The organism is Corynebacterium pelargi (assembly GCF_014635485.1).
GTDB lineage: Bacteria > Actinomycetota > Actinomycetes > Mycobacteriales > Mycobacteriaceae > Corynebacterium > Corynebacterium pelargi.
Map to the genome: position 1 here is coordinate 151,074 of NZ_BMCX01000004.1, position 18,848 is coordinate 169,921.

An 18,848-nucleotide genomic window follows, 5' to 3' on the forward strand; every position below is an offset into this window, starting at 1 on the left:
GGAATGCATGAATGAGAAGGACAACGGGCAAAAGGTTCTCATCGCCTTAGTGGTGCTGGCGCTCATTGCCAGCGTGGTGATGATGGTCACCGGCAACCTCAATGCGTTGAAGTTGGCGTTGCTGGCCGCGCTTTGGGCTGCTGCGCTGGGCTTATTGCTTGTCGTTCGTTATCGTCAGCAGGCGATTGTGGCTCGTGAAGAGCTGGAGCGCTCTCGGGCACAGTTTGAAGAGGAACTGGCCTATGAGCGTGAGCTGGAGCAGCACCGCGAATATGAGTACTACGCCGAGATCCGCGCGCAACTGGATGAGTTGCGTTTCCAATTAGAGGATCTCACCGGGCAGTTGTTTGAAGAGCCCACCATGCTTGAGGCTCGCGCCACCCGCGTGCACGAGCTGGAATCTGCAGAAGAAGAAGCAGCGGCGGCAGAAGAAGACGAGCCCACCCCCGGCTACCCTTCGCAGTGGGCCACCCACCCGAGCGGGCCCATCTCCTCCTTCCTCTTGCAGGAGGATGAAACCCACGAGTTTGATGTGGCAGCGCTCAAGGAATCCGCACCTGAGCCCCAGGAGCCCGAAGAGCCGGAAGTACCTGAAGCGCCGGAAGAGGAAGCGGAGCCTGAAACTCCTCGCCACTTCGATACCGGTTCTTTCCACGCTGTGCCCTGGGTGCAGGTCCAGCCCGAGCCTGAGCCGGAACCCGAGCCCGAGCAGCCGGTGCGCCACGGTCGCCGTCGTCGCGATGAACATTCCGAGGCGGTATCGGTAGAAGAGTTGCTCAGAAGGCAGCGCAAGTGAGCGCACCGCGGATGCGTATTGCCGGCCATGGCGAGCTCCTGCGCCGGCTTGAGTCCGTGGGGCACCAGGTGGTCAGCCTCGATCATGCCGAGTTGGTGCTCAATCCCGTGGTGCCGGTGCGGGCGGGGCAGATGGTGGCCTCTGAAGAGGCCGTGACGCTCAGTGATCTTGATGGCGTTGCTTCTTCGATGCGCTTTGTTTTGAGCGAGCTCACCTTGAATACCTTTGCGGTGAGCGCTTCTGATGAGGTCACCGCCACCGTCGCCGAGTTGCTCATTGCTGAAACCGGCGGGCATGTGGTGTTTGTGCCGGATTCTCAGCGCGAGCGGCTGCTGCTTGCCCAGCATTTTGCCGCCTATGCCCAGGTTGTGGCTCAGGAGGCGAATGCGTTATTAACTGAGGCGCTGGGCAATCCCGATTTGGCCTTGGAGGTGATGGAGCAATCCAGTGGTTTGCTTGCTCCTCCTGCCAGTGTCCAGGAGGTGCAGCGGGCGTTGAACTCGATTCAATCGCCTGAGCGGCGCCGTTTATTTATTGAGCTCAGCAGGCGTAGCGCCGAGCTTTTTCGCAATCGTGAGATCGAGTTGTGGGCAATGAAAGCCCAGGGAGAATAACGCAGTGTTTGCTTTTGGCCAGGCCAAGCTTTTCGACGAAACCGAGATCGCCATGCTCGGCCGTGCCTTTGCCAAACAAGGCCGCCCGGTGGCTTTGGTGCCCCTAGGTGCCGATATTCATGCCGGCCATGTGGCGTTGATTCGCGCTGCGAAGCGACTGAATCGTGGCGTAGTTGTGGTGGTGGCCGATCAACCCCACGAGGCTTTTGCCGCCGAGGGGGTGGATGCGGTGGTGTTGAGCCCGCAGCTTGCTACTCGCACGGTGCTGGATATCCAAGGCCTGGAGCCGGATTTGGCCAGGGAAGTAACCAGGCGCATTCAGCTTGTGAATTTGGTTGGGCCAAGTGATGTCTTCTTCGGTGAAAAAGACTTCGAAGCACTGGTGCGCACCCAGCAGGCCGTGACGGATCTTCGGATGAATGTGCGGGTGCATTCGGTGCCTACGGTGCGTATGCCCGATGGGCTAGCGGTGAGTTTGCGTAATGCGAAGGTTGCGCCTGAGTATCGCAGCCAAGCGCTGGCGTTATCCGCAGCCCTGCTTGCCGGTGCCCACGCCGCGGAGGGTGGGGCTGAGCGTGTGCTTGAGGCTGCAAGGGCTGTGCTCGATGCGGCTGGTGTGCGCCCAGCCTATGTGGAGCTGCGCAGCTTGAGTTTGGGTCAGGCTCCTCAAGAAGGAGACGCCAGGCTGTTGATTGCCGCAGACTTTGGTGGTGTGCGGCTGATCGATAGCGCTGGCGTCCCGGTGGGTGTTGGTTTTAGAAACCTTGAGGCTTAGGCACTGATTGGCTCTACCTCGCGGTCGAATTGCTTCTGGTTGAGGATCTTTTCTCGCTTGGACACGATCACCGGCACCAAGGCCTGGCCGGTGACGTTGACGGCGGTGCGGCCCATGTCGATGATCGGCTCGATGGCCAGTAGCAGGCCCACGCCTTCGAGGGGGAGGCCCAGGGTAGAGAGGGTGAGCGTGAGCATCACCGTGGCGCCGGTGGTGCCGGCGGTGGCGGCAGAGCCAAGCACTGATACGAGCACGATCAGGATGTAATCGAAAAAGCTCAAGGGCACGCCATAGAACTGGGATACAAAGATCGCGGCTGCCGCTGGGTAGACCGCAGCGCAACCATCCATCTTGGTGGTGGCACCAAGGGGCACGGCAAAGGATGCGTAGGACTGGGGCACGCCCATGCGCTCAGTGGTTTGTTCCGTTACCGGCATAACACCCATGGAGGAGCGGGTAACAAAACCAAGGGAGGTCACAGGCCAGACCTTGCGGTAGAAGTGCATGACGGAAATGCCATTGAACTTCAAGGCCAGGGGATAGATCACGCCCAAGACGATGGCGAGGCCAACGTAGATGGTGAGCACGAACTTGCCAAGCGCGCCCATGGCATCAAAGCCGTAGGTAGCCACCGCTGTACCGATCAAGGCTGCGGTGCCGATGGGGGCGAGGCGAATAATCCACCAGAGCACCTTTTGGATGATCTCAAGTAAGGATTTATTGAAGTTGATAAAAGGCTCTGCCTTTTCGCCCACCTTGATCGCTGCGATGCCAAGGGCGATGGAAATAACCAGCAGTTGCAGCACTGAGAAGCTCAAGCCGGTGCTTGCGGTGTCGTCGACAAGCTTGGTCTTGGCCTCCAGGCCGAGGATATTGCTGGGAACGATGCCGTTAATAAAGGCCCACCAGGAGCCCACCGAACTGGGTGCTTCGGGGTTGGCGTCGATGCCGCTGCTCAAGCCTGGTTTGAAGATCAAGCCCACGCCGATGCCTGCCAGCACCGAGAAGAAGGCGGTGATGGCAAACCAGATCAGGGTTTTTGCCGCGAGGCGTGCGGCGTTGGTGACCTGGCGCAGGTTCGAGATCGAGGTGATCACGGCGGTAATGACCAGTGGGGGAATGAGTAGCTTGAGAAGCTTGACGTAATCGCTGCCGATGGTGTCTAAGAGGGTGGCGAGCCAGTTGCCATCACCCATGTTCTTGGCAAAGATGCCGAGGATGACGCCAACGATCAGGCCGTAGATGACCTGCGCGCCGAAGCTGGTGAGCTTCATATTTCGCTCCTTTAGAAATGTTTGGTGTTAACCGTGCAAACACTAATACAGATACGTCTATTCCCAAAAGACTGATTAGTCTAGTTGGTAGGCGTTCTTGCATGCACTACCCTTAAACGCTGTGAGCCAGCAGAAAAACGACGTCCCAGAACAGCTAAGAATTCGCCGCGAGAAGCGTGAACGCCTCCTTGAGCAGGGCAGCGATGCCTACCCAGTGGAGGTGGATCGCAGCACCTCCATCAAGGATCTGCGCGCTAAGTTCAAAATCCGCGAAGAAGACCAAGCAGAACTCGATGGCGTTACCTACCTTGAAGCCGGCGACGAAACCGATGTAGAGGTAGCGATTGCCGGGCGCGTGATGTTTATCCGCAACACCGGCAAGCTCTGCTTTGCTGCGCTCCAAGAAGGCGACGGCACCTATATCCAGGCCATGCTTTCCTTGGCGGAGGTAGGAGAAGAAGCCCTCGCCCAGTGGAAACAACTGGTAGACCTCGGCGATATCGTCTCCATCCGCGGGCGAGTCATTGCCTCTAAGCGCGGCGAGCTTTCTGTGATGGCGAAAAGCTGGCACATGGCCTCCAAGGCACTGCGCCCCCTGCCGGTTGCCTTTGCCGATTTGAGCGAAGATACCCGCGTGCGCCAGCGCTATACCGACCTGATCATGCGCGAACAGGCACGAAACAATGCCATGACCCGCATCAAGGTCATGCGCGCGCTGCGTAAATTCCTTGAAAGCAAGGACTTCTACGAGGTGGAAACGCCCATGCTGCAAACCCTGCATGGTGGCGCTGCGGCACGTCCCTTCATGACGCATTCCAATGCCCTCGACATCGACCTCTACCTGCGCATCGCCCCTGAGCTCTACCTCAAGCGCTGCGTGGTAGGCGGCATGGAGCGCGTCTTCGAGGTCAATCGCAACTTCCGCAACGAGGGCGTCGATTCCTCCCACTCGCCGGAATTTGCCATGCTGGAGACCTACCAAGCCTGGGGCACCTACGACGATGGCGCCAAGCTCTACCAGGACATGATCCAGTTCATTGCCAAGGAAGTCTTTGGTTCCACCACCGTCACGCTTGCCGACGGCACCGAGTACGACTTCGGCGGCGAGTGGAAGACCATGGAAATGTACCCCTCCTTAAACGAGGCTCTGCAGCGCAAGCACCCCGGCCAGCCCGAGGTCACCGTGGAATCTTCTGTGGAAGAACTCAAAGGCATTGCCAAGGAAATCGGCCTGGACGTGCCCGAAAAGGGCGGCTGGGGCCACGGCAAACTCGTCGAGGAGATCTGGGAGCACCTGTGCTCCGATCAACTCTACGGCCCGGTATTTGTGCGCGACTTCCCCGTAGAAACCTCCCCTTTGACCCGCCAGCACCGCTCCAAGCCCGGTGTTACCGAAAAATGGGACCTTTACGTGCGCGGCTTCGAGCTGGCCACCGGCTACTCCGAGCTGGTCGATCCCGTGATTCAGCGCGAGCGCTTCGAGGATCAGGCGCGCCTGGCCGCAGGCGGCGACGACGAGGCCATGGTGTTGGATGAGGACTTCCTCAGCGCCATGGAACAGGGCATGCCGCCAACCTCCGGCTGCGGCATGGGCATCGACCGCCTGCTCATGGCCTTAACCGGCCTGGGTATCCGCGAGACGGTGCTCTTCCCGATGGTCAAGCCCGAGCAGCGCTAAGGCGGCAGCGCCTAGGCGTTGCCTGCCTGCTGTTGAGCCTGGCGAACGAGTTTCAGATCAGCGCGGGTAATTAACTTTGCTTCGATCGCGTGTTGGATGACCTTGATGCGGCGGTTTGACGCCGCTAGATCCTTAGCGCCTACGGTATTGCCCACACCGAAAGAAGCAAAGTACTTACAAATGCCATCTAGCTTGTGATCGAAGGTCTTCTTCGTCCAACCAAGCTGATCTGCCACGTCTTGGTTTTTGAGCATCAAACTATAATCCTGCGTTCCCGACTCCAGGATCTCCTGGGCAATGGCGGCAAGGACGAGGCGTACATCCTCAGGTAGCGGCCCGATCCCGACCGTGTCATCGCCGTGCAAGGAAAACGCGGTGGGATCTGCCAGCGAGGCGATTTCAGCCTGGCAATCTAAAACATAGTGATTGCTGCCCGCAACAAAGCGAAGAAGGAATTCCGGCCACTCCACCGCACAGGTGGATCCCGGCGACAGCGTGGTAATGAGGTGATCATCCTCAGTAGTGATGTGAACGGGAATGAAGCGCCCTACGTTTTTGATGCGCCAGAGGCCACGTGTGAAATTGAAGTGCAGCAGATGCCGGTGCATATGAGGGTCATCTTTGCCAACTAAAAGATCCCCCATCCTGCCCACGACGGTGGTGGCCGAAGGATCCGCCTCTAATTCTTCCTCGCTGCTACCGATCCAAAGTCGCGGTGCCGGTCGCGGGTTGTGGGCGTCTCCCTCGAATTCGATCATTCATTTATCGTAATAGAAAAGAAAACTTAATTGGTGTCATCCATCCACCCCTGAACAAGCTGAATGGCCGCCCCGCATGCTTGGGATTCAGCACTCCTGCCGTCGCCCACTAGGAAGCCATTGTCTGGGTCGAGGCCATAATTGATCTGCACAATGGTCAGGCCAAAATCCTTCGTGGAAAGCGAACACGCCGTCGATTTCTTTCCATCATTGGAAATCCCAGGAATACCAGTTCGGTATCGGGTGAGCATCTGAGCGGCATGGTTATCAGAAACCACGGATTGAGTTTCCTGCGTCGTGTCAGCGCTATTGAGCAGTTGCTCAAGTGCCTCATTTTTGGCGGCCGTGGTTTGAGCATCGCCGCTATTAAACACATACACCACGATCGCCTCTGGGTTCGCGCTGAGGGAATTCGCCTCGGAAAGTGATTCCGGCGATGTGGTGAACACACAGTTATTGGGTACCGATTCGCTGAAGCGCTCGGGGTGCTGGGCAAGAAGATCATTGTCCCTTCCAGGCACACCGACCATCTTGAAATAGTCAAAACGCGGGCATCCAAGGCCAACGGGAAGGGACTGCTCACCGGCTTGTTTTTGAGGAATAAAAGCAGGTTGGTTGCTGTGCTCTTGGGGGCTGCGCTCTTGGGGGCTGCGGAGCATGGCAGTGGCAGCGATTCCTAGCGCTGCGATAGCGGCCAAGGCGATGCCGATCTTTTTGCGCCGCGAAACCCCAATGCCTAGGCCCTTGCGCAGCGCGAGGAGAAACTCGCTGGCAGAGCGATACCGTTGAGCTGGGTTGAAGGCCAAGGCCTTGAGAAACACCCGATCCACTCGCTTCAAGGATGCATCGGCCTTGCTGGCTCTTGGCATGTGGCCAGAGGCATGGAGCTTGCGAAGCGCAGTGATCCTTTCTTCGATGCTCAGGGCATTCCAAGAAGGCACGGTGAAGGCTTGTGTGCCCGTGAAGATCTCGAAGACGGTGCAGGCAAAAGCGTAACGGTCTGATTCTGGGCAGGCATCCTGGCCATTGAGGCGTTCGGGGGAGAGATAGGCTAAGGTGCCGCTGATCGGAGCCGCCGCCTGTTGCCTTGTGGCCGTGGAGTATTTTGATAACCCAAAATCGGCAATCTTGACGAGCGGCGCTGCACCATCCTGGGGGAACACCAGCAGGTTGCCGGGTTTGATGTCGCCATGCACGAGGGATAGTTGATGAAGCCGATCGAGCGTCTCGGCTACCTCACTGAGCAAAGCAACGATGCGCTCATGACGGCTGCGGGCTGAAAGATTTTCAGGCAGCACATACGGCAGGGCGCGGCGTAGATCGCCGAGCTTGGAATACTCCATGGAAAACCACTGGTGCGCATCAATGACGCCAGCGGAATAGACAGTCACCACTCCAGGCAGGCCAGTACTCGAAGCCTTTTGGGCCTCTTCTACACAGTCCGCAGCCTCGCCAGCGCCCGGGTTCTTGAGCACCTTGATGCATTCATCGCGCCCAATGGTGGGGTTGAATGCCCGGTAGGTAGTGCCCGCACCGCCGGAGGCAAGGCGCTCCTCGATGCGCAGTCCCGCGATGACGGTTCCCACGCTTAGTTCGGAATTCACCGTGCATGCTCCTAGCTTCGCGCTTCGAGCCTCGTATGCTCCTCGATGGCGCGAGCCTTCCAATCCGGGTCCGCGGGAGTGCCTTGGGCAAGCAAGTTCACTGCGGAGCCCTGGGGCTGTGCATCACCGATGCCGCCTAAGAGGATCGGGAAGAAAGCCGCCTGCGTGCCTTCGGGGCCGCGGCAGTCCCACGTCCCACGCTCCTCGTCTTCCGACATAGTAACCGAGCAGCTAAACGTGCCGAGAGGCCCTGCATCTACATCGTCAATTTCGTCCGGCATGGTGTCGGGAGTAGAAGGATCTTCGGCTAATTCCGCGATTCTGGAAATGAAAGCCGCACGAACCTTCTGCGCGCCATCGAGGCCGAGGTTTCGATCCGCAATGTGCTCCATTTGCATATTGAAGCGAGATAAGTCCGATACGGGATCGAGGTATTCATCCTCGGCCACATCGTATTGCTCCTGCGCTTCGGTCTCCGTGACGGTCACGGTTGCAAACTCTGCAGTATCCTCCGGCTCGCGATCTTGGAAGAAGAAGAGGGCAAGCCCTCCCAAAAGCAGCACCGCCAACACGCTGAGCACGATGATGCCGCGACGGCTTGTATGCTCCGGTTGCTCTGGCTGGGCTTGCCAATAATTTGCGTACTGTGCTGAATTGGATTGCTGCGCTGGGTTGGATTGGTTGTTCAGGTTTGTCGGTGGCGTTGTTTCACCTTCGTAGTGGTCAGGATTGTGGCTCATGAGACTCCTCGATCGCGGCCTATGGTGGGTCGGTTAAAAAATATTGCTTCGACTGCTATGAACCACCAAGTACTTGGTGGTCAGTGTACTGACTGCGGTATTGCGCTTAAGTGAGTTTTGCTCAATTTCCCTCGGTGACGCGCACTTTGCTTGCAATCCGAATTTCCTCGAAATCCGGTTGCCACGCGGCTACCACCACGTAGTAATCACCTGGTTCAAAGATCTGCACTTCGGCGATACCAAAGCTATCGCTACCAGCGGCAACGATGCAGTTGCCCCGAGTAAATTTCAGGCTCACATCCGCTACTGATTCCGGGACGGGATTGCCCTTTTCGTCATAGACCTCCATGTCTGCCTGGCAGAATTCCTGCGACTGGCCACCATCAGGGCGAAAGACCATATTGAGGTCAATAACGGCAGCATTGCCAAGCAATGGGTACTGCAGCAGCGCATTTGAATTCTCATCGGTGACGGTGACCTTAGCCATGCGGAACCCGCCATTAGCTTTCATTGAAGACGTAGCTGGAATCGAGACGTTCTTGGCACTGCCTTGGCCAGGTTCGGATGGGCCCAACACGAAATTGGCGGCTCTATCTCCAATCACCGCAGCCGGAATGTCCCGATCTGCGCGGGAAGGCCTTGAAGCAGTGGCGTCTTTTTCAGACGTCCAGGTGGGTGCTTGACTTTGCACCGCCTGGGTAGCAGGAGCGCTTGGCGTTCTGGTGATTGTCCTGTGGATGGTCGAGGTCGTGACTTCCGGTGCCTCTTCAACTTCGCTGCAGGCAACGCCGGCCAATCCGATCAATCCAACTGCAGCCAAGGATGCAATGCTGCGGGTTTTTATCATCTGAAACTCCTTCATGCGCGAGTGGGTTTTTTGAGGTTTCGGCACAAACAACCTTGTTGCCGTTGATCAAAATTCTTCAGGCTCAACGCCTGCTCGGGGAAGGGGAGAACTCCCGGTGCGATCTTTTCGCCCTCGGGGCACAGTTTGGGTTGTAGCAAGCAAAGGGCTACATCGCTGAAGCCTTAAAAGGAGAAAAAGATGAGTTTTCAAGATGAAGCTAAAACGCGGATCGAAAACGCCAAGCGTTTGGCAAACTCGGGCGCAACGAGCGCATATCAGCGCGCAAAGGGATACGGGATTATTCCTACCCAGACCGCTCAGACCCCAGACGGTGCCGTGATTCCGCCCTATTACGCGTGGTGGGCACCGTGGGTGTTGAGGGTGATCCTGTTCTTGCTCGCCCTTGTGGCCCTAGGGCCGCTGCTCGATTGGCTTTCACCGAATAACAGGACCCTCACATTCGAAGGTGTCAGCGGCATCTTCGCCTTCGCGGGCCTGGAGTTTCTCTTTCACAAGACCAAAAGGCTGAGCGCGCTGGTGCCCTGGCTTGTATGCGGGCTTGGTTTTCCGCTCATCGGCGGGGCTCTACTGGGCTCTGCAAGCGCGGGTTTTTGTATAGCGGTATTCGCCCTGCTGCTCATCACAGTTGAGCAGACCTATTGGAAGGCCCGCTTTGATCTCGAAGCTTGCGCGCTGCTTGAAGACATCACGCAGGCCAAGGAAAACGGAGGAGTGCTCTACGTCTTAGAAGACATCGTGCGTGAGGAACAGTCCGAAACCATCGTGACCTTGGGGCGCCCAGGTTTTACGGGGGTGGAAAACAAAAGTGTGCGCTATCTGCCTGACTCGGTAGTGCCTGGTTGGGTGATCGTGCTCGACGGCGGACGACGATTCATGGCCGGTATGCCACCAGAGATGGTGGAGCGAATCGAGGAATTAGGAGAGCAACAATGACGCACTTCGATACTCAGAGCAAACAAGCCATCCAAAGGCTGCTCGATCACGCACAGGATGCCGCTACCGAGGATCTGATTGCCCTTATTGGACAGGTCCCGGCGGATCCGAGCGCCCCAGAGCCGCAGCAGTGGTCAGCTCGTATCCACGCCATTCGCCAATGCGTGCTCTATGCACCGCATAGCCTGCAGGCTGCCCGGGTGATGTGGCGGGTGCTATCGCCTGAATTCGCAATGAGTTTTGAGCAATCAACATCGTGCGCAATGCAAGAAGTGCTCCAAGACCTTGCTGCAAACTGCGCCTTTTTACCGCACGAGGTGCAGGCACTGGAGCGTTTATTAGACAACCTGGAATCCGGGCAGGCACGCTTTGATGCACAGCAGTTGCTGGTTCTTGCCCAATCGGATTGGCAGGCATTGGCCAAGGTGGATGTTTCCGTGCCGCGCAATCGCCCGGAAAAGAGGGTGTGGGATGCCTATGAGCAAATGGAGGCATCGGCTGGCACTACCAGCATTGCCGCCTGCTTGCTGGGGGATTTCGGCTCCCAATCCGAAACGCATATTGATGGGCGTTTGATTGACAGCGCTTTGCTCAAAGAGGCCTCCCAAAGCCTGGGCAACCGGTTTAGAACGGGCTCGAAGCAGGCGGTGGCTGCCGTCGAATTGATCCAGCGGATCCAGCAACTCGAAGCCTCGGCGCCGATCATTGCTCGGCATACCTGCTGGCTTTTGGCCGGATCCGAGGTACCGGCACTGGCACGAGTGGCAATGCGCCTTGATGCCGATTCCTATTGGAGGGATATCGAAGGCTTGCTCAGCGTGCTCGCCTCCGGTGAAGGCCTACTGGGCGAGGATCTGCTCCTGGTGAGCGAAGATTCGCGTGGCGGCTCCGCGCCGGTAGCCGGGGCCAAAAGCCAGCTTTCACCTTTCGCGGCAGCCATGTACACGCTGCTGAGCATCGAGGTGCTGCTGACGCTCCTGGCGCTTGGAGGCTCACAACTGTGGGGCGGATTGCTCACAGGTGTGGTGGCGACTATCGCAATGATCAAGCTCCAGCCAAGAACTCCCGCAGGCAAATTCACCCTGCTTGGCATGCTCATCGGCCTTTGTAGCCTCCCCATCCGCTTTTTCGGAATGACGGGGCTGCTGATCATCCTCGGATCGATCATCGGGGGCCTGATCAGGCTCACGCAACGTCGATAAGCCTCGAAACTAAAAGGAGAAACTATGTTCAAAGCACCAAAGCCCACGGCAACCCACGAGGACGAGGGTGTGGATGTGCCTGAATTTGATATCGAAGAGGCGCTGAGCAGGTGTGATGCGCGCTTGGACACGATGAATGAAGTGCTCAGGCGCCAAGAAGCCACGTTGCAGGAGCTCACGCAGCGAAATTGGTACGCCAGGATCACAGGTGGGTGCGCGAAGCTGGCTGATCTTCATGATGAGTTGATCAACGATCTCTACCTTGCCCAGCGCGCAGGGGAGGAGACTGAACAGATTTCCTATCTTGTCGACGCCACACGCGATGCATTGGAGGCCTTCGGCGTCGGAATTGTTGAGGTGAAACAAGGCGATGCATTCAATCCTCGGCTGCACCGAAGAACTCGCGTGGAAGAGGTGAGTGACCCGAGCCTCGACCGCACAGTGGGAACGCTCAGAAGACCAGTCCACGCCTACCTTTTCCCCACATCAGACCCATTGATCGTGCTGAGCCAAGCCAAAGTGCCGGTGTGCCAAATGCGAGTAGATAGCGAAGAAGCTGAAAGGAAAGAACATGGCTAAGAACGTATTCGGGATTGATTTGGGCACATCAAATAGTGCGATTGCCTATTTGGATGCGCTCGGGGTTCCCAAGATCAAAGAAAATAGGGAAGGTGACCTCGTCACACCGAGCGTGGTGTGGTTTGAGGGCGAAACCAGCACGGTTGTGGGTAAAGCGGCAAGGGATGAGAAGCTTTTTAGCCCTGAGCAGGTAGTTGAGCTAGTCAAGCGAGAGATGGGAACCGATAGGCGGTGGCAATTCCACGGCAAGGAGTTCACCGCTGAGTCGATCTCTTCGCTGATCCTGCGCTCTTTAGTAGACCTTGTTGAAGACGGCCCTGGAAAAACGCCCGTGGTGATTACGGTGCCTGCTTATTTTGGGGCCAAGGAGCGCGAAGCCACCCGAAACGCCGGGGAGATCGCGAATGTGGAGGTGCTGAATTTGGTGCCGGAGCCGGTGGCCGCCGCGCTTTTCTACGATGCGCAATCGCCGCTCAGCGGCAAGAACCTATTGGTCTATGACCTAGGTGGCGGCACCTTTGATGTCACGGCTGTTCGAGGCGAAGGCAATGTATTCGATATCCTCGCAACCGACGGCGATGCTCGGCTCGGCGGTGCCGATTGGGATCGGATGTTAAGCGATTATCTGCTGGATAGGTTCATCGAAGAAACATCCGATGAGCAGGCAGAAGAAGACGATACCCTCCGGCTGAAACTGCAGGAACAGGCCGTGGCCTGCAAAGAGGCACTCAGTTCAGCCCAGTCTTATACCGTGCGCCTTGCCAGCGATACCGGTAGCCGCGCCAAGATAAAGGTGACGCGAGAAGAGTTCGAGCAATTAACCGCACCCCTGCTTGAGCGCACCGAGCTGTGCATGGAGCGGTTGTTTCAGCAGGTGGAGGAAAAAGAACCCGGATTTGCATTCGATGAAGTCATCCTGGTTGGTGGATCTTCCAGGATGGTGGCGATCAGCGAGCTGGTGCAGCGAGCAACTGGTTTGAAGCCGCGGATATTTGAACCGGATTTGGCGGTAGCCAAGGGTGCTGCGATTTCTGCAACGATCAGCCAATTGCAAGTGCTCGCAGGTGAGGGTTCCGCCGAGGCGGCTGTTGCGGAATTTGCCAGGGCATCGGGCATTGATGCCGCGCAATTGGCGGCGTTGTCGAGTAAGAAGGTCTTGAATGTGATTCCGAAGGCGATCGGGTTCAAGGTGTACGACCGGGAGACTGGCGAGCCTTTTATTGATCACGTGATCGCACAGAACACGACCATCCCGCTTGCACAGAAGGCGTGTCGCCATTACCTCACGCTTGAGGATTATCAGCAGGCTGTGGAGCTGACCTTGTATCAGCAAGCCAGTGATATCGCCTCTGATAATCCAGATTTGAATGAGGTGATTACCGGTTCAGAGGCGCGGCTTACGGGCATTCCGCCGCTGCCTCAAGGACAACCAATCCAGATCGAGGTGGATGTTGCAGGCGATGGGCTCATCACCGTGCAAGGAACACACCTTCCTTCAGGAAAATCAATGACCTCGAATGTGCGCATCGGTGTGATGTCTGAGGCCGAGATTTCCAAGGCTAAAGAAAGCCTGAAGGGGATGCGGGTGAGCACCGGAGATGCGAGCTAGAAGTGGCAATGATGAAACCCTGGTACATGATCTGTACCAGGGTTTTGTGTTGGGCGCTTATCGACGCCGCGTGCGCCGGTAAGTCAGCCCCTTGATCGGGGTGTGAAGAGTTTTGGTGCGCGATCCATTGGCGTTGCGTGTGAAACGCACAGGGCCGAGGCGATACGAGTAGCCGACGCCTGATCTGGATACCGTGACCCTTGATCGCTTGGTGGGACGGAAAATTTTGCGGAAACTAAACAACATCCTGTGCCTCCTTATCGAGTTTCAGTGTTGAAAGTAATTGCCGTATCTCCGATGGTCACCGGGAGTTCTCCCCTGTACATCGGCCACTGTGCTTTTGAGCCTTAAAGGGGCAGTGGGGCCGAATATTTTTCTTCCTGGCGTCGTTGTGAGCAGGGGCTTTAAAAATTTGTCAGACAACTGATGTTTTTGGGCGCTAAACTGAGAAATACAAGCGCAAGGTTTCGGCGAGAGCGTCGCTTATGCTTCTTGCCGCCTCTCGTCGAAAGGCTTGCTTTTCCCCTCAACGAAAGGAAGTGCCATGAAGACGGTGAGTGCGCAACTGCAGCGTCTAGGCAAAGCCTTGATGGGCGCGGTGGCCGTGATGCCGGTGGCCGCGATCCTGCTCGGCCTTGGCTACTGGGTGGATCCCGCAGGCTGGGGCTCCGGCAACGTTGTATCCATGGTGTTGATCGCCTCCGGCAAAGCGGTGCTGGATAACCTCGGCTGGATCTTCGCCATTGCCATTGCCTTCGGCTGGGCAAAAGATTCCAACGGTGCCGCAGCACTCTCAGGTTGGGTTGGCTTTGCCACAGTCACCACCTTGATCTCGCCAGAAAACGTCGCCACCTTCAAAGGGCTCGGCGACCCAACAGAACTCACCGGCGATGCAGCCCTCGACTGGGCCTCGCACGGATGGGACGCCATTAATGGCAAGAACGTGCTCATCGGTATCGCGGTGGGTATCTTGGCCGGCTGGACCTACAACAAGTTCCACACGGTCAAACTGCCCCCATACCTAGCATTCTTCGGCGGCAGGCGCCTGGTGCCGATTTTGACCTCGGTCTTTTCCATCGTGCTCGCCGGCATCCTCTTTATTGCCTGGCCGTACATCTACAACGTGCTGTTTAACTTCGGCGAATGGATCCAAGGCATGGGCGTGCTCGGCGCCGGCATCTACGGCTTTGCCAACCGCCTGTTAATCCCCACCGGTTTGCACCACGCACTGAACTCCATTTTCTGGTTCGATGTGATCGGCGTGAACGACATTGGCAAGTTCCTCGGCGGAGCAGAGACCATCGAGGCCGCACGCAACGCCACCGACGCCGCATCCTGCCCCGGCCTCTGGGAAAACAACGTCTGCCAGGTAGAAGGCATTACCGGCCGCTACCTCGCCGGCTTCTTCCCCGTGATGATGTTCGGCCTGCCCGGTGCAGCACTTGCTATGTACCTGCGCGCCGATGCCTCCCGCAAGAAGGTGGTGGGCTCCCTCATGCTCGCCGGTGCGCTGACCTCCTTCCTCACCGGTGTAACCGAGCCGCTGGAATTCTCCTTCATGTTCCTTGCACCGGCCCTCTACGTGGTGCACGCGCTGCTCACCGGCCTGTCCTTGGCCCTGGCCGCGGCCTTTGAGTGGACCTCGGGATTCGCCTTCTCTGCAGGCTTTATCGACATGGTGCTCCAAGCCCGCAACCCCTTGGCGCATCAATGGTGGATGCTCATCGTGCTCGGCGTGGTCTACTTCGCCGTGTACTTCGGCATCTTCTACTTCCTCATTGGCAAGTTCAACCTCTCCACACCTGGACGCAATGAAGAAGTAGAAGGCGAACAGGAAGCCGAACTCCCGGCCGATGCCTCCACCGAGCAGATTGCCGCCCAGATCCTGGCAGGCCTGGGAGGCTCGGAAAACATCAAGGTGCTCGACCACTGCGCCACGCGCCTTCGCGTGAACGTGGAGGACTACACCAAGGTTGATGAAGCAACCATCAAGCGCGCTGGGGTGGTGGGCGTGATGCGCCCATCCCAAGACAACGTGCAAGTGGTCATCGGCCCCGATGTTGAATTCGTCTATGACGAAGTTGGCAGGCAGATGAAAACCAGCGCCTAAAACTGCTGAGTAAACCTGCGCAACCACCCCATGATCAGTGGGGTGGTTTCTGCGTCATAAGGGGCCCCAAGTACTTCATGGCGCCCACCGGCAACCTCGTAATACTGCACGTCCACGCCACGGCGCTCTGCGCTTTTGACCAATTCGCGGGTGCCTTCGGGGTTCACAATCTCATCGGAGGTGCCCTGGATAGCAAGCAGCGGCACCCAAAGCGGCCACTGCTGCTTATCTTCTAAGGCCTTCTGGCCTTCGGCGTACATGGTAGAAGCACTCAACAGTGGCACCTTGCCCACATAATTCAGTGGATCTTCTACATATTTGCGCTGCACATCTTCATCGGAAGTCAATTGCTCAGGCGGAATCGCCGCGGTGCCCAGCCGGGGTAACACCCGAGCCACTTGGCGAGCAGCACGCATGATCGGCTTGGGCATGGCATTGCCCAGGCTTAAAGCCGGTGCAGAAAGAATGACACCGCCAATGCCATGGGGGTGCTGCAGCGTGGACGCAGCGGTAATGAGCCCACCCATGGAGTGGCCAAGCAGAATCATGGTGGAGGTGCGCATCGTGGAGGCCACCTCATTTCTGGCTTTGAGGTGTGCACGAATCAGTGCTTCTACATCCACACAGGCCTTGGATTTTTCTTCCTCAACATTGCTGCCGTGATGGGCGTGGTCGTAGCTGACCACGTCGAATCCGTGATGGTTGAGTTGATGGATAAGCTGTGTGTAGCGGCCTTGGTGTTCGGCAAAACCGTGAGCGATGAGAACGGTTGCGCCAGGCTCGTGTTGCGTGTGGTGAGACTGTAGGTTCATAGCCTTTAGTATGCCGTGGCGCAGCCGAGGCCGCGCGTTTTCCGCAAACTTCGCGATTGGAGCATCATGCCCAAGGTCATCTACGACTGCGACCCCGGCCACGACGACGCCGTAGCCCTCTTACTAGCGTGGGGCAACCCCGATATTGAACTGCTCGGTGTTACCACCGTTGCAGGTAATCAAACCCTAGAAAAGGTCACCAACAACGCACGAGCGCTGGCTCGCGTCGCTGGCATCAGCGGGGTGCCTTTTGCCGCCGGCGCCGATCGACCCCTGCTTGGCCCACAGCTCATCCCCGAAGAAATCCACGGGGACTCCGGGCTCGACGGCCCACAACTGCCAGCCGCAGGAGTAGAGCTGGACTCACGCCACGCCGTGAACCTCATCGCCGACCTCGTGCGCGAGCACGCGCCGGGCGAGATCACGCTGGTGCCCACCGGTGCGCTGACGAATATCGCGCTATTTGCGCGCTTGTACCCGGAGCTGATTGAGCGCGTCGCCGGTATCACCTTGATGGGAGGAGGCCACCACAGCGGCAATATGACCCCGGCGGCCGAATTCAATATCTTGGCCGACCCGGAAGCCGCACGCATCGTCTTCGAAGCGGCGTGGCCAATCACCATGGTGGGCCTGGACGTTACCCACCAGGTGCTTGCGGTGCCCGAGCGCCTCCAACAGCTTCAGGGCGTTGGCACCGATGTATCCCAATTCGTAGCCGAACTCATCGAGTTCTTCGGCCAGGCCTATATGCAAGAACGTGGCTATCCCGGCCCGCCCATGCATGATCCACTGGCGATGGCCGCGGTGGCAGACCCTAGCGTGCTGCGCACCGTTGCCGCCGATGTCTATGTAGAAACCCAAGGCGATTATGCCCGGGGCCAAACAATCGTCGATTTCCGCACCACCTGGGATGATGGTGAACCCGCAAGGCTTGGGGTTCGCGATGCTCAGGAAGGCGCACCGCGCCATCGCGTGGCAATGGATGTGGATCGCGAAAAATTCTGGACGCTGCTCGTCGATGCTCTTGAACACATCGGCAACACCAACTTCGCCTAAGAAAAAGAAAGACTGCTGATGAAACATTCCGACCCGGTAGATACACGCAAAGGCGGGTTGCCGCTTTTGATGTTCGTGCTGCTTAGCGCAGCCGTTGCATTCCAGCTCAATGCATCGATGCTTTCGCCGGTGCTCAAAACCATGGCGCTTGAGCTCAACACCACCGAAGCCAAGGTGGGGCTGACTCAAACCGCCTTCTTTACCGCAGGCGCGATGTGCGGACTCTTCTTGCCGCGCTTTTCCGATATCGCAGGCCGTAAGAAGGTCCTGAGCTTCATGCTCGCCGTGATGGCTCTAGGCGGTGTGCTCGCAGCACTCGCGCCGAATATTTGGGTGCTGCTGTTTGCCCGCGCACTGCAGGGCATCGCAGGCCCGACCATCCCAATGACCCTGATCATGCTGCGCAGCCAGGTCAAAGACGAAGTGCGCCTTGGCACCCTGCTTGGCCTGATCGCCGCCGTCAACGGTGGTATTGCAGGCATCGACGTGATCGTCGGCGGCTGGATGGCTGAGCACTATGGTTTCCGCTCGGTGTTCTGGCTCATCGCCATCATCGGCGCGTTGGCGTGCCTGGTGGTAGTGAAGTGGGCTCCCGAATCCAAGCCCTCGAATAGCGTGCGCATGGACTGGATCGGTGCCGCCATTCTTGTGGTTTCCGTGCTGGCCTTTACCCTGGCCGCAAATGAGGCAGGCAAGGCCGGTGCCGCCAATTGGTTCCTCGTGCTCGGTTTGATCATCTTCGGGCTCGTGGTCTTTGCCATCTTCTGGAATTACGAGAACAAGCACACCCAACCGCTGGTGGCGCCGAAGTACCTGAAGCGCCGCGAGACGTGGGCGCTGCTGCTGACCACCGTGCTCACCATGACTGGTGTGTTCGCTGCCGTGAATGGCGTGGCTATCTCGCTGGCCCAAAACCCTGACGCGGGCTTTGATATGCGGCCTGACTTCGCCAGCTTGATCATGCTCACCCCCTATGCGCTGGTGGGCTGGCTGGTAGGCCCGTTCGCTGGCCGCCTTGCACCAAAGATTGGCTATGGCCGACTTCTGCGCATGGGCAATATTGCCTCCGCGCTGCTGTTGTTAGTGCTTGCCTTTGTGGGCGTGCACTCGCAGTTCATGCTGGTAGCAGTAGTGATCCTGCTTGGTGTTACCTACGCAGGTATTGGCAATATCGTGCTCAATAACCTCGGTGTGGTGAATTCGCCTGAGGATAATGAGGGCTTCTTGCCAGGCATGAACTCCGCGGCATTTAACCTCGGCGCAGGTATCTCCTTTGCGGTGCTGCCGGTATTCATGGTGGCTGGCTCGCCCGAGGGCTCGGATTCCACCGCCGGATACACCACGGCCTTTATCGTGGGCGCGGTGATCCTTGGTATCTCGGTTGCCACCAGCCTGTTCATCCCGAAGGTGCGCGCGCAGCGCGAAGCTCGGGTGCAATAA

18 protein-coding genes are annotated in these 18,848 nt (G+C 57.9%); 11 read left to right on the forward strand and 7 right to left on the reverse strand.

The window, feature by feature from the left end; translation table 11 throughout:
* The first annotated feature begins 7 nt into the window (after window positions 1–7).
* The 3 genes from IEU99_RS09060 to IEU99_RS09070 are packed head-to-tail and all read left to right on the forward strand — an operon-like array spanning window position 8 to window position 2,185.
* Window positions 8–796 carry a DUF6779 domain-containing protein gene (locus IEU99_RS09060; protein WP_229718457.1) on the forward strand — a complete coding sequence of 263 codons (789 nt, stop codon included), beginning with the start codon at window positions 8–10 and terminating at the stop codon, window positions 794–796.
* Window positions 793–1,410 carry a 6PGD fold domain-containing protein gene (locus tag IEU99_RS09065; protein WP_128889188.1) on the forward strand — a complete coding sequence of 206 codons (618 nt, stop codon included), beginning with the start codon at window positions 793–795 and terminating at the stop codon, window positions 1,408–1,410. The genes IEU99_RS09060 and IEU99_RS09065 overlap by 4 nt, the downstream gene beginning before the upstream one ends.
* Before the next feature lie 4 nt (window positions 1,411–1,414).
* Window positions 1,415–2,185: a pantoate--beta-alanine ligase gene (locus tag IEU99_RS09070; protein WP_128889189.1), complete on the forward strand. Its 771-nt coding sequence runs from the start codon at window positions 1,415–1,417 to the stop codon at window positions 2,183–2,185.
* Here the strand turns inward: IEU99_RS09070 and IEU99_RS09075 are convergent.
* Window positions 2,182–3,459: a dicarboxylate/amino acid:cation symporter gene (locus IEU99_RS09075; RefSeq protein WP_128889190.1), complete on the reverse strand. Its 1,278-nt coding sequence runs from the start codon at window positions 3,457–3,459 to the stop codon at window positions 2,182–2,184. The genes IEU99_RS09070 and IEU99_RS09075 overlap by 4 nt on opposite strands.
* A 121-nt stretch (window positions 3,460–3,580) precedes the next feature.
* On the opposite strand from IEU99_RS09075, the gene lysS reads away from it, so the two are divergent.
* The gene (gene lysS, locus IEU99_RS09080; RefSeq protein ID WP_128889191.1) at window positions 3,581–5,137 is read left to right on the forward strand and encodes a lysine--tRNA ligase; all 1,557 of its coding nucleotides are present in this window, start codon (window positions 3,581–3,583) and stop codon (window positions 5,135–5,137) included.
* An 11-nt stretch (window positions 5,138–5,148) separates the two neighbouring features.
* Here lysS and IEU99_RS09085 read toward each other — a convergent pair whose 3' ends face one another.
* The 4 genes from IEU99_RS09085 to IEU99_RS09100 all read right to left on the reverse strand — a co-directional run bounded on the left by IEU99_RS09085 (window position 5,149) and on the right by IEU99_RS09100 (window position 9,086).
* Window positions 5,149–5,895 carry a hypothetical protein gene (locus tag IEU99_RS09085; protein WP_128889192.1) on the reverse strand — a complete coding sequence of 249 codons (747 nt, stop codon included), beginning with the start codon at window positions 5,893–5,895 and terminating at the stop codon, window positions 5,149–5,151.
* Window positions 5,896–5,921: 26 nt separating this feature from the next.
* Entirely contained in the window at window positions 5,922–7,499 is a 1,578-nt protein-coding gene (locus tag IEU99_RS09090; protein ID WP_164931129.1) for a serine/threonine-protein kinase, read from the reverse strand.
* An 11-nt stretch (window positions 7,500–7,510) separates the two neighbouring features.
* Complete coding sequence (locus IEU99_RS09095) at window positions 7,511–8,239, reverse strand: hypothetical protein (protein ID WP_128889194.1); 729 nt, start codon at window positions 8,237–8,239, stop codon at window positions 7,511–7,513.
* 121 nt (window positions 8,240–8,360) lie between these two features.
* The gene (locus tag IEU99_RS09100; RefSeq protein WP_128889195.1) at window positions 8,361–9,086 is read right to left on the reverse strand and encodes a hypothetical protein; all 726 of its coding nucleotides are present in this window, start codon (window positions 9,084–9,086) and stop codon (window positions 8,361–8,363) included.
* A gap of 198 nt (window positions 9,087–9,284) precedes the next feature.
* Here IEU99_RS09100 and IEU99_RS09105 point away from each other — a divergent pair, with 198 nt between their 5' ends.
* The 4 genes from IEU99_RS09105 to IEU99_RS09120 are packed head-to-tail and all read left to right on the forward strand — an operon-like array spanning window position 9,285 to window position 13,430.
* Window positions 9,285–10,040: a hypothetical protein gene (locus IEU99_RS09105; RefSeq protein WP_128889196.1), complete on the forward strand. Its 756-nt coding sequence runs from the start codon at window positions 9,285–9,287 to the stop codon at window positions 10,038–10,040.
* Entirely contained in the window at window positions 10,037–11,242 is a 1,206-nt protein-coding gene (locus tag IEU99_RS09110; RefSeq protein ID WP_128889197.1) for a hypothetical protein, read from the forward strand. Before IEU99_RS09105 ends, IEU99_RS09110 begins: the two co-directional genes overlap by 4 nt.
* Before the next feature lie 24 nt (window positions 11,243–11,266).
* Window positions 11,267–11,821, forward strand: a complete 555-nt coding sequence (locus IEU99_RS09115; RefSeq protein ID WP_128889198.1) for a hypothetical protein — start codon at window positions 11,267–11,269, stop codon at window positions 11,819–11,821.
* Complete coding sequence (locus IEU99_RS09120) at window positions 11,814–13,430, forward strand: Hsp70 family protein (RefSeq protein ID WP_128889199.1); 1,617 nt, start codon at window positions 11,814–11,816, stop codon at window positions 13,428–13,430. Before IEU99_RS09115 ends, IEU99_RS09120 begins: the two co-directional genes overlap by 8 nt.
* A 57-nt stretch (window positions 13,431–13,487) precedes the next feature.
* Here IEU99_RS09120 and IEU99_RS11080 read toward each other — a convergent pair whose 3' ends face one another.
* A complete protein-coding gene (locus IEU99_RS11080; RefSeq protein WP_128889200.1) occupies window positions 13,488–13,676 on the reverse strand; it encodes a DUF4236 domain-containing protein in 189 nt (62 codons plus the stop codon).
* Window positions 13,677–13,974: 298 nt separating this feature from the next.
* Between IEU99_RS11080 and nagE the strand changes: the two genes are divergently transcribed.
* Window positions 13,975–15,540, forward strand: coding sequence for an N-acetylglucosamine-specific PTS transporter subunit IIBC (gene nagE, locus IEU99_RS09130; RefSeq protein WP_128889201.1), 1,566 nt, complete (start codon window positions 13,975–13,977; stop codon window positions 15,538–15,540).
* Here the strand turns inward: nagE and IEU99_RS09135 are convergent.
* The gene (locus tag IEU99_RS09135) at window positions 15,537–16,352 is read right to left on the reverse strand and encodes an alpha/beta fold hydrolase (protein ID WP_128889202.1); all 816 of its coding nucleotides are present in this window, start codon (window positions 16,350–16,352) and stop codon (window positions 15,537–15,539) included. The genes nagE and IEU99_RS09135 overlap by 4 nt on opposite strands.
* 66 nt (window positions 16,353–16,418) lie before the next feature.
* Here IEU99_RS09135 and IEU99_RS09140 point away from each other — a divergent pair, with 66 nt between their 5' ends.
* Together IEU99_RS09140 and IEU99_RS09145 are read left to right on the forward strand one after the other, a co-directional pair.
* Window positions 16,419–17,408, forward strand: a complete 990-nt coding sequence (locus IEU99_RS09140; RefSeq protein WP_128890763.1) for a nucleoside hydrolase — start codon at window positions 16,419–16,421, stop codon at window positions 17,406–17,408.
* 18 nt (window positions 17,409–17,426) lie between these two features.
* Window positions 17,427–18,848, forward strand: coding sequence for an MFS transporter (locus tag IEU99_RS09145; RefSeq protein WP_128889203.1), 1,422 nt, complete (start codon window positions 17,427–17,429; stop codon window positions 18,846–18,848).

What these genes read in the sequence shown, in the direction of transcription:
- IEU99_RS09060 (WP_229718457.1), top strand. Translation starts at nt 8, where the DNA reads ATGAATGAGAAGGACAACGGGCAAAAGGTTCTCATCGCCTTAGTGGTG.
- IEU99_RS09075 (WP_128889190.1), bottom strand. Translation starts at nt 3,459, where the DNA reads ATGAAGCTCACCAGCTTCGGCGCGCAGGTCATCTACGGCCTGATCGTT.
- IEU99_RS09135 (WP_128889202.1), bottom strand. Translation starts at nt 16,352, where the DNA reads ATGAACCTACAGTCTCACCACACGCAACACGAGCCTGGCGCAACCGTT.
- IEU99_RS09140 (WP_128890763.1), top strand. Translation starts at nt 16,419, where the DNA reads ATGCCCAAGGTCATCTACGACTGCGACCCCGGCCACGACGACGCCGTA.
- IEU99_RS09100 (WP_128889195.1), bottom strand. Translation starts at nt 9,086, where the DNA reads ATGATAAAAACCCGCAGCATTGCATCCTTGGCTGCAGTTGGATTGATC.
- IEU99_RS09110 (WP_128889197.1), top strand. Translation starts at nt 10,037, where the DNA reads ATGACGCACTTCGATACTCAGAGCAAACAAGCCATCCAAAGGCTGCTC.
- IEU99_RS09085 (WP_128889192.1), bottom strand. Translation starts at nt 5,895, where the DNA reads ATGATCGAATTCGAGGGAGACGCCCACAACCCGCGACCGGCACCGCGA.
- IEU99_RS09095 (WP_128889194.1), bottom strand. Translation starts at nt 8,239, where the DNA reads ATGAGCCACAATCCTGACCACTACGAAGGTGAAACAACGCCACCGACA.
- IEU99_RS09145 (WP_128889203.1), top strand. Translation starts at nt 17,427, where the DNA reads ATGAAACATTCCGACCCGGTAGATACACGCAAAGGCGGGTTGCCGCTT.
- IEU99_RS09115 (WP_128889198.1), top strand. Translation starts at nt 11,267, where the DNA reads ATGTTCAAAGCACCAAAGCCCACGGCAACCCACGAGGACGAGGGTGTG.
- IEU99_RS09105 (WP_128889196.1), top strand. Translation starts at nt 9,285, where the DNA reads ATGAGTTTTCAAGATGAAGCTAAAACGCGGATCGAAAACGCCAAGCGT.
- IEU99_RS09120 (WP_128889199.1), top strand. Translation starts at nt 11,814, where the DNA reads ATGGCTAAGAACGTATTCGGGATTGATTTGGGCACATCAAATAGTGCG.
- nagE (WP_128889201.1), top strand. Translation starts at nt 13,975, where the DNA reads ATGAAGACGGTGAGTGCGCAACTGCAGCGTCTAGGCAAAGCCTTGATG.
- IEU99_RS11080 (WP_128889200.1), bottom strand. Translation starts at nt 13,676, where the DNA reads ATGTTGTTTAGTTTCCGCAAAATTTTCCGTCCCACCAAGCGATCAAGG.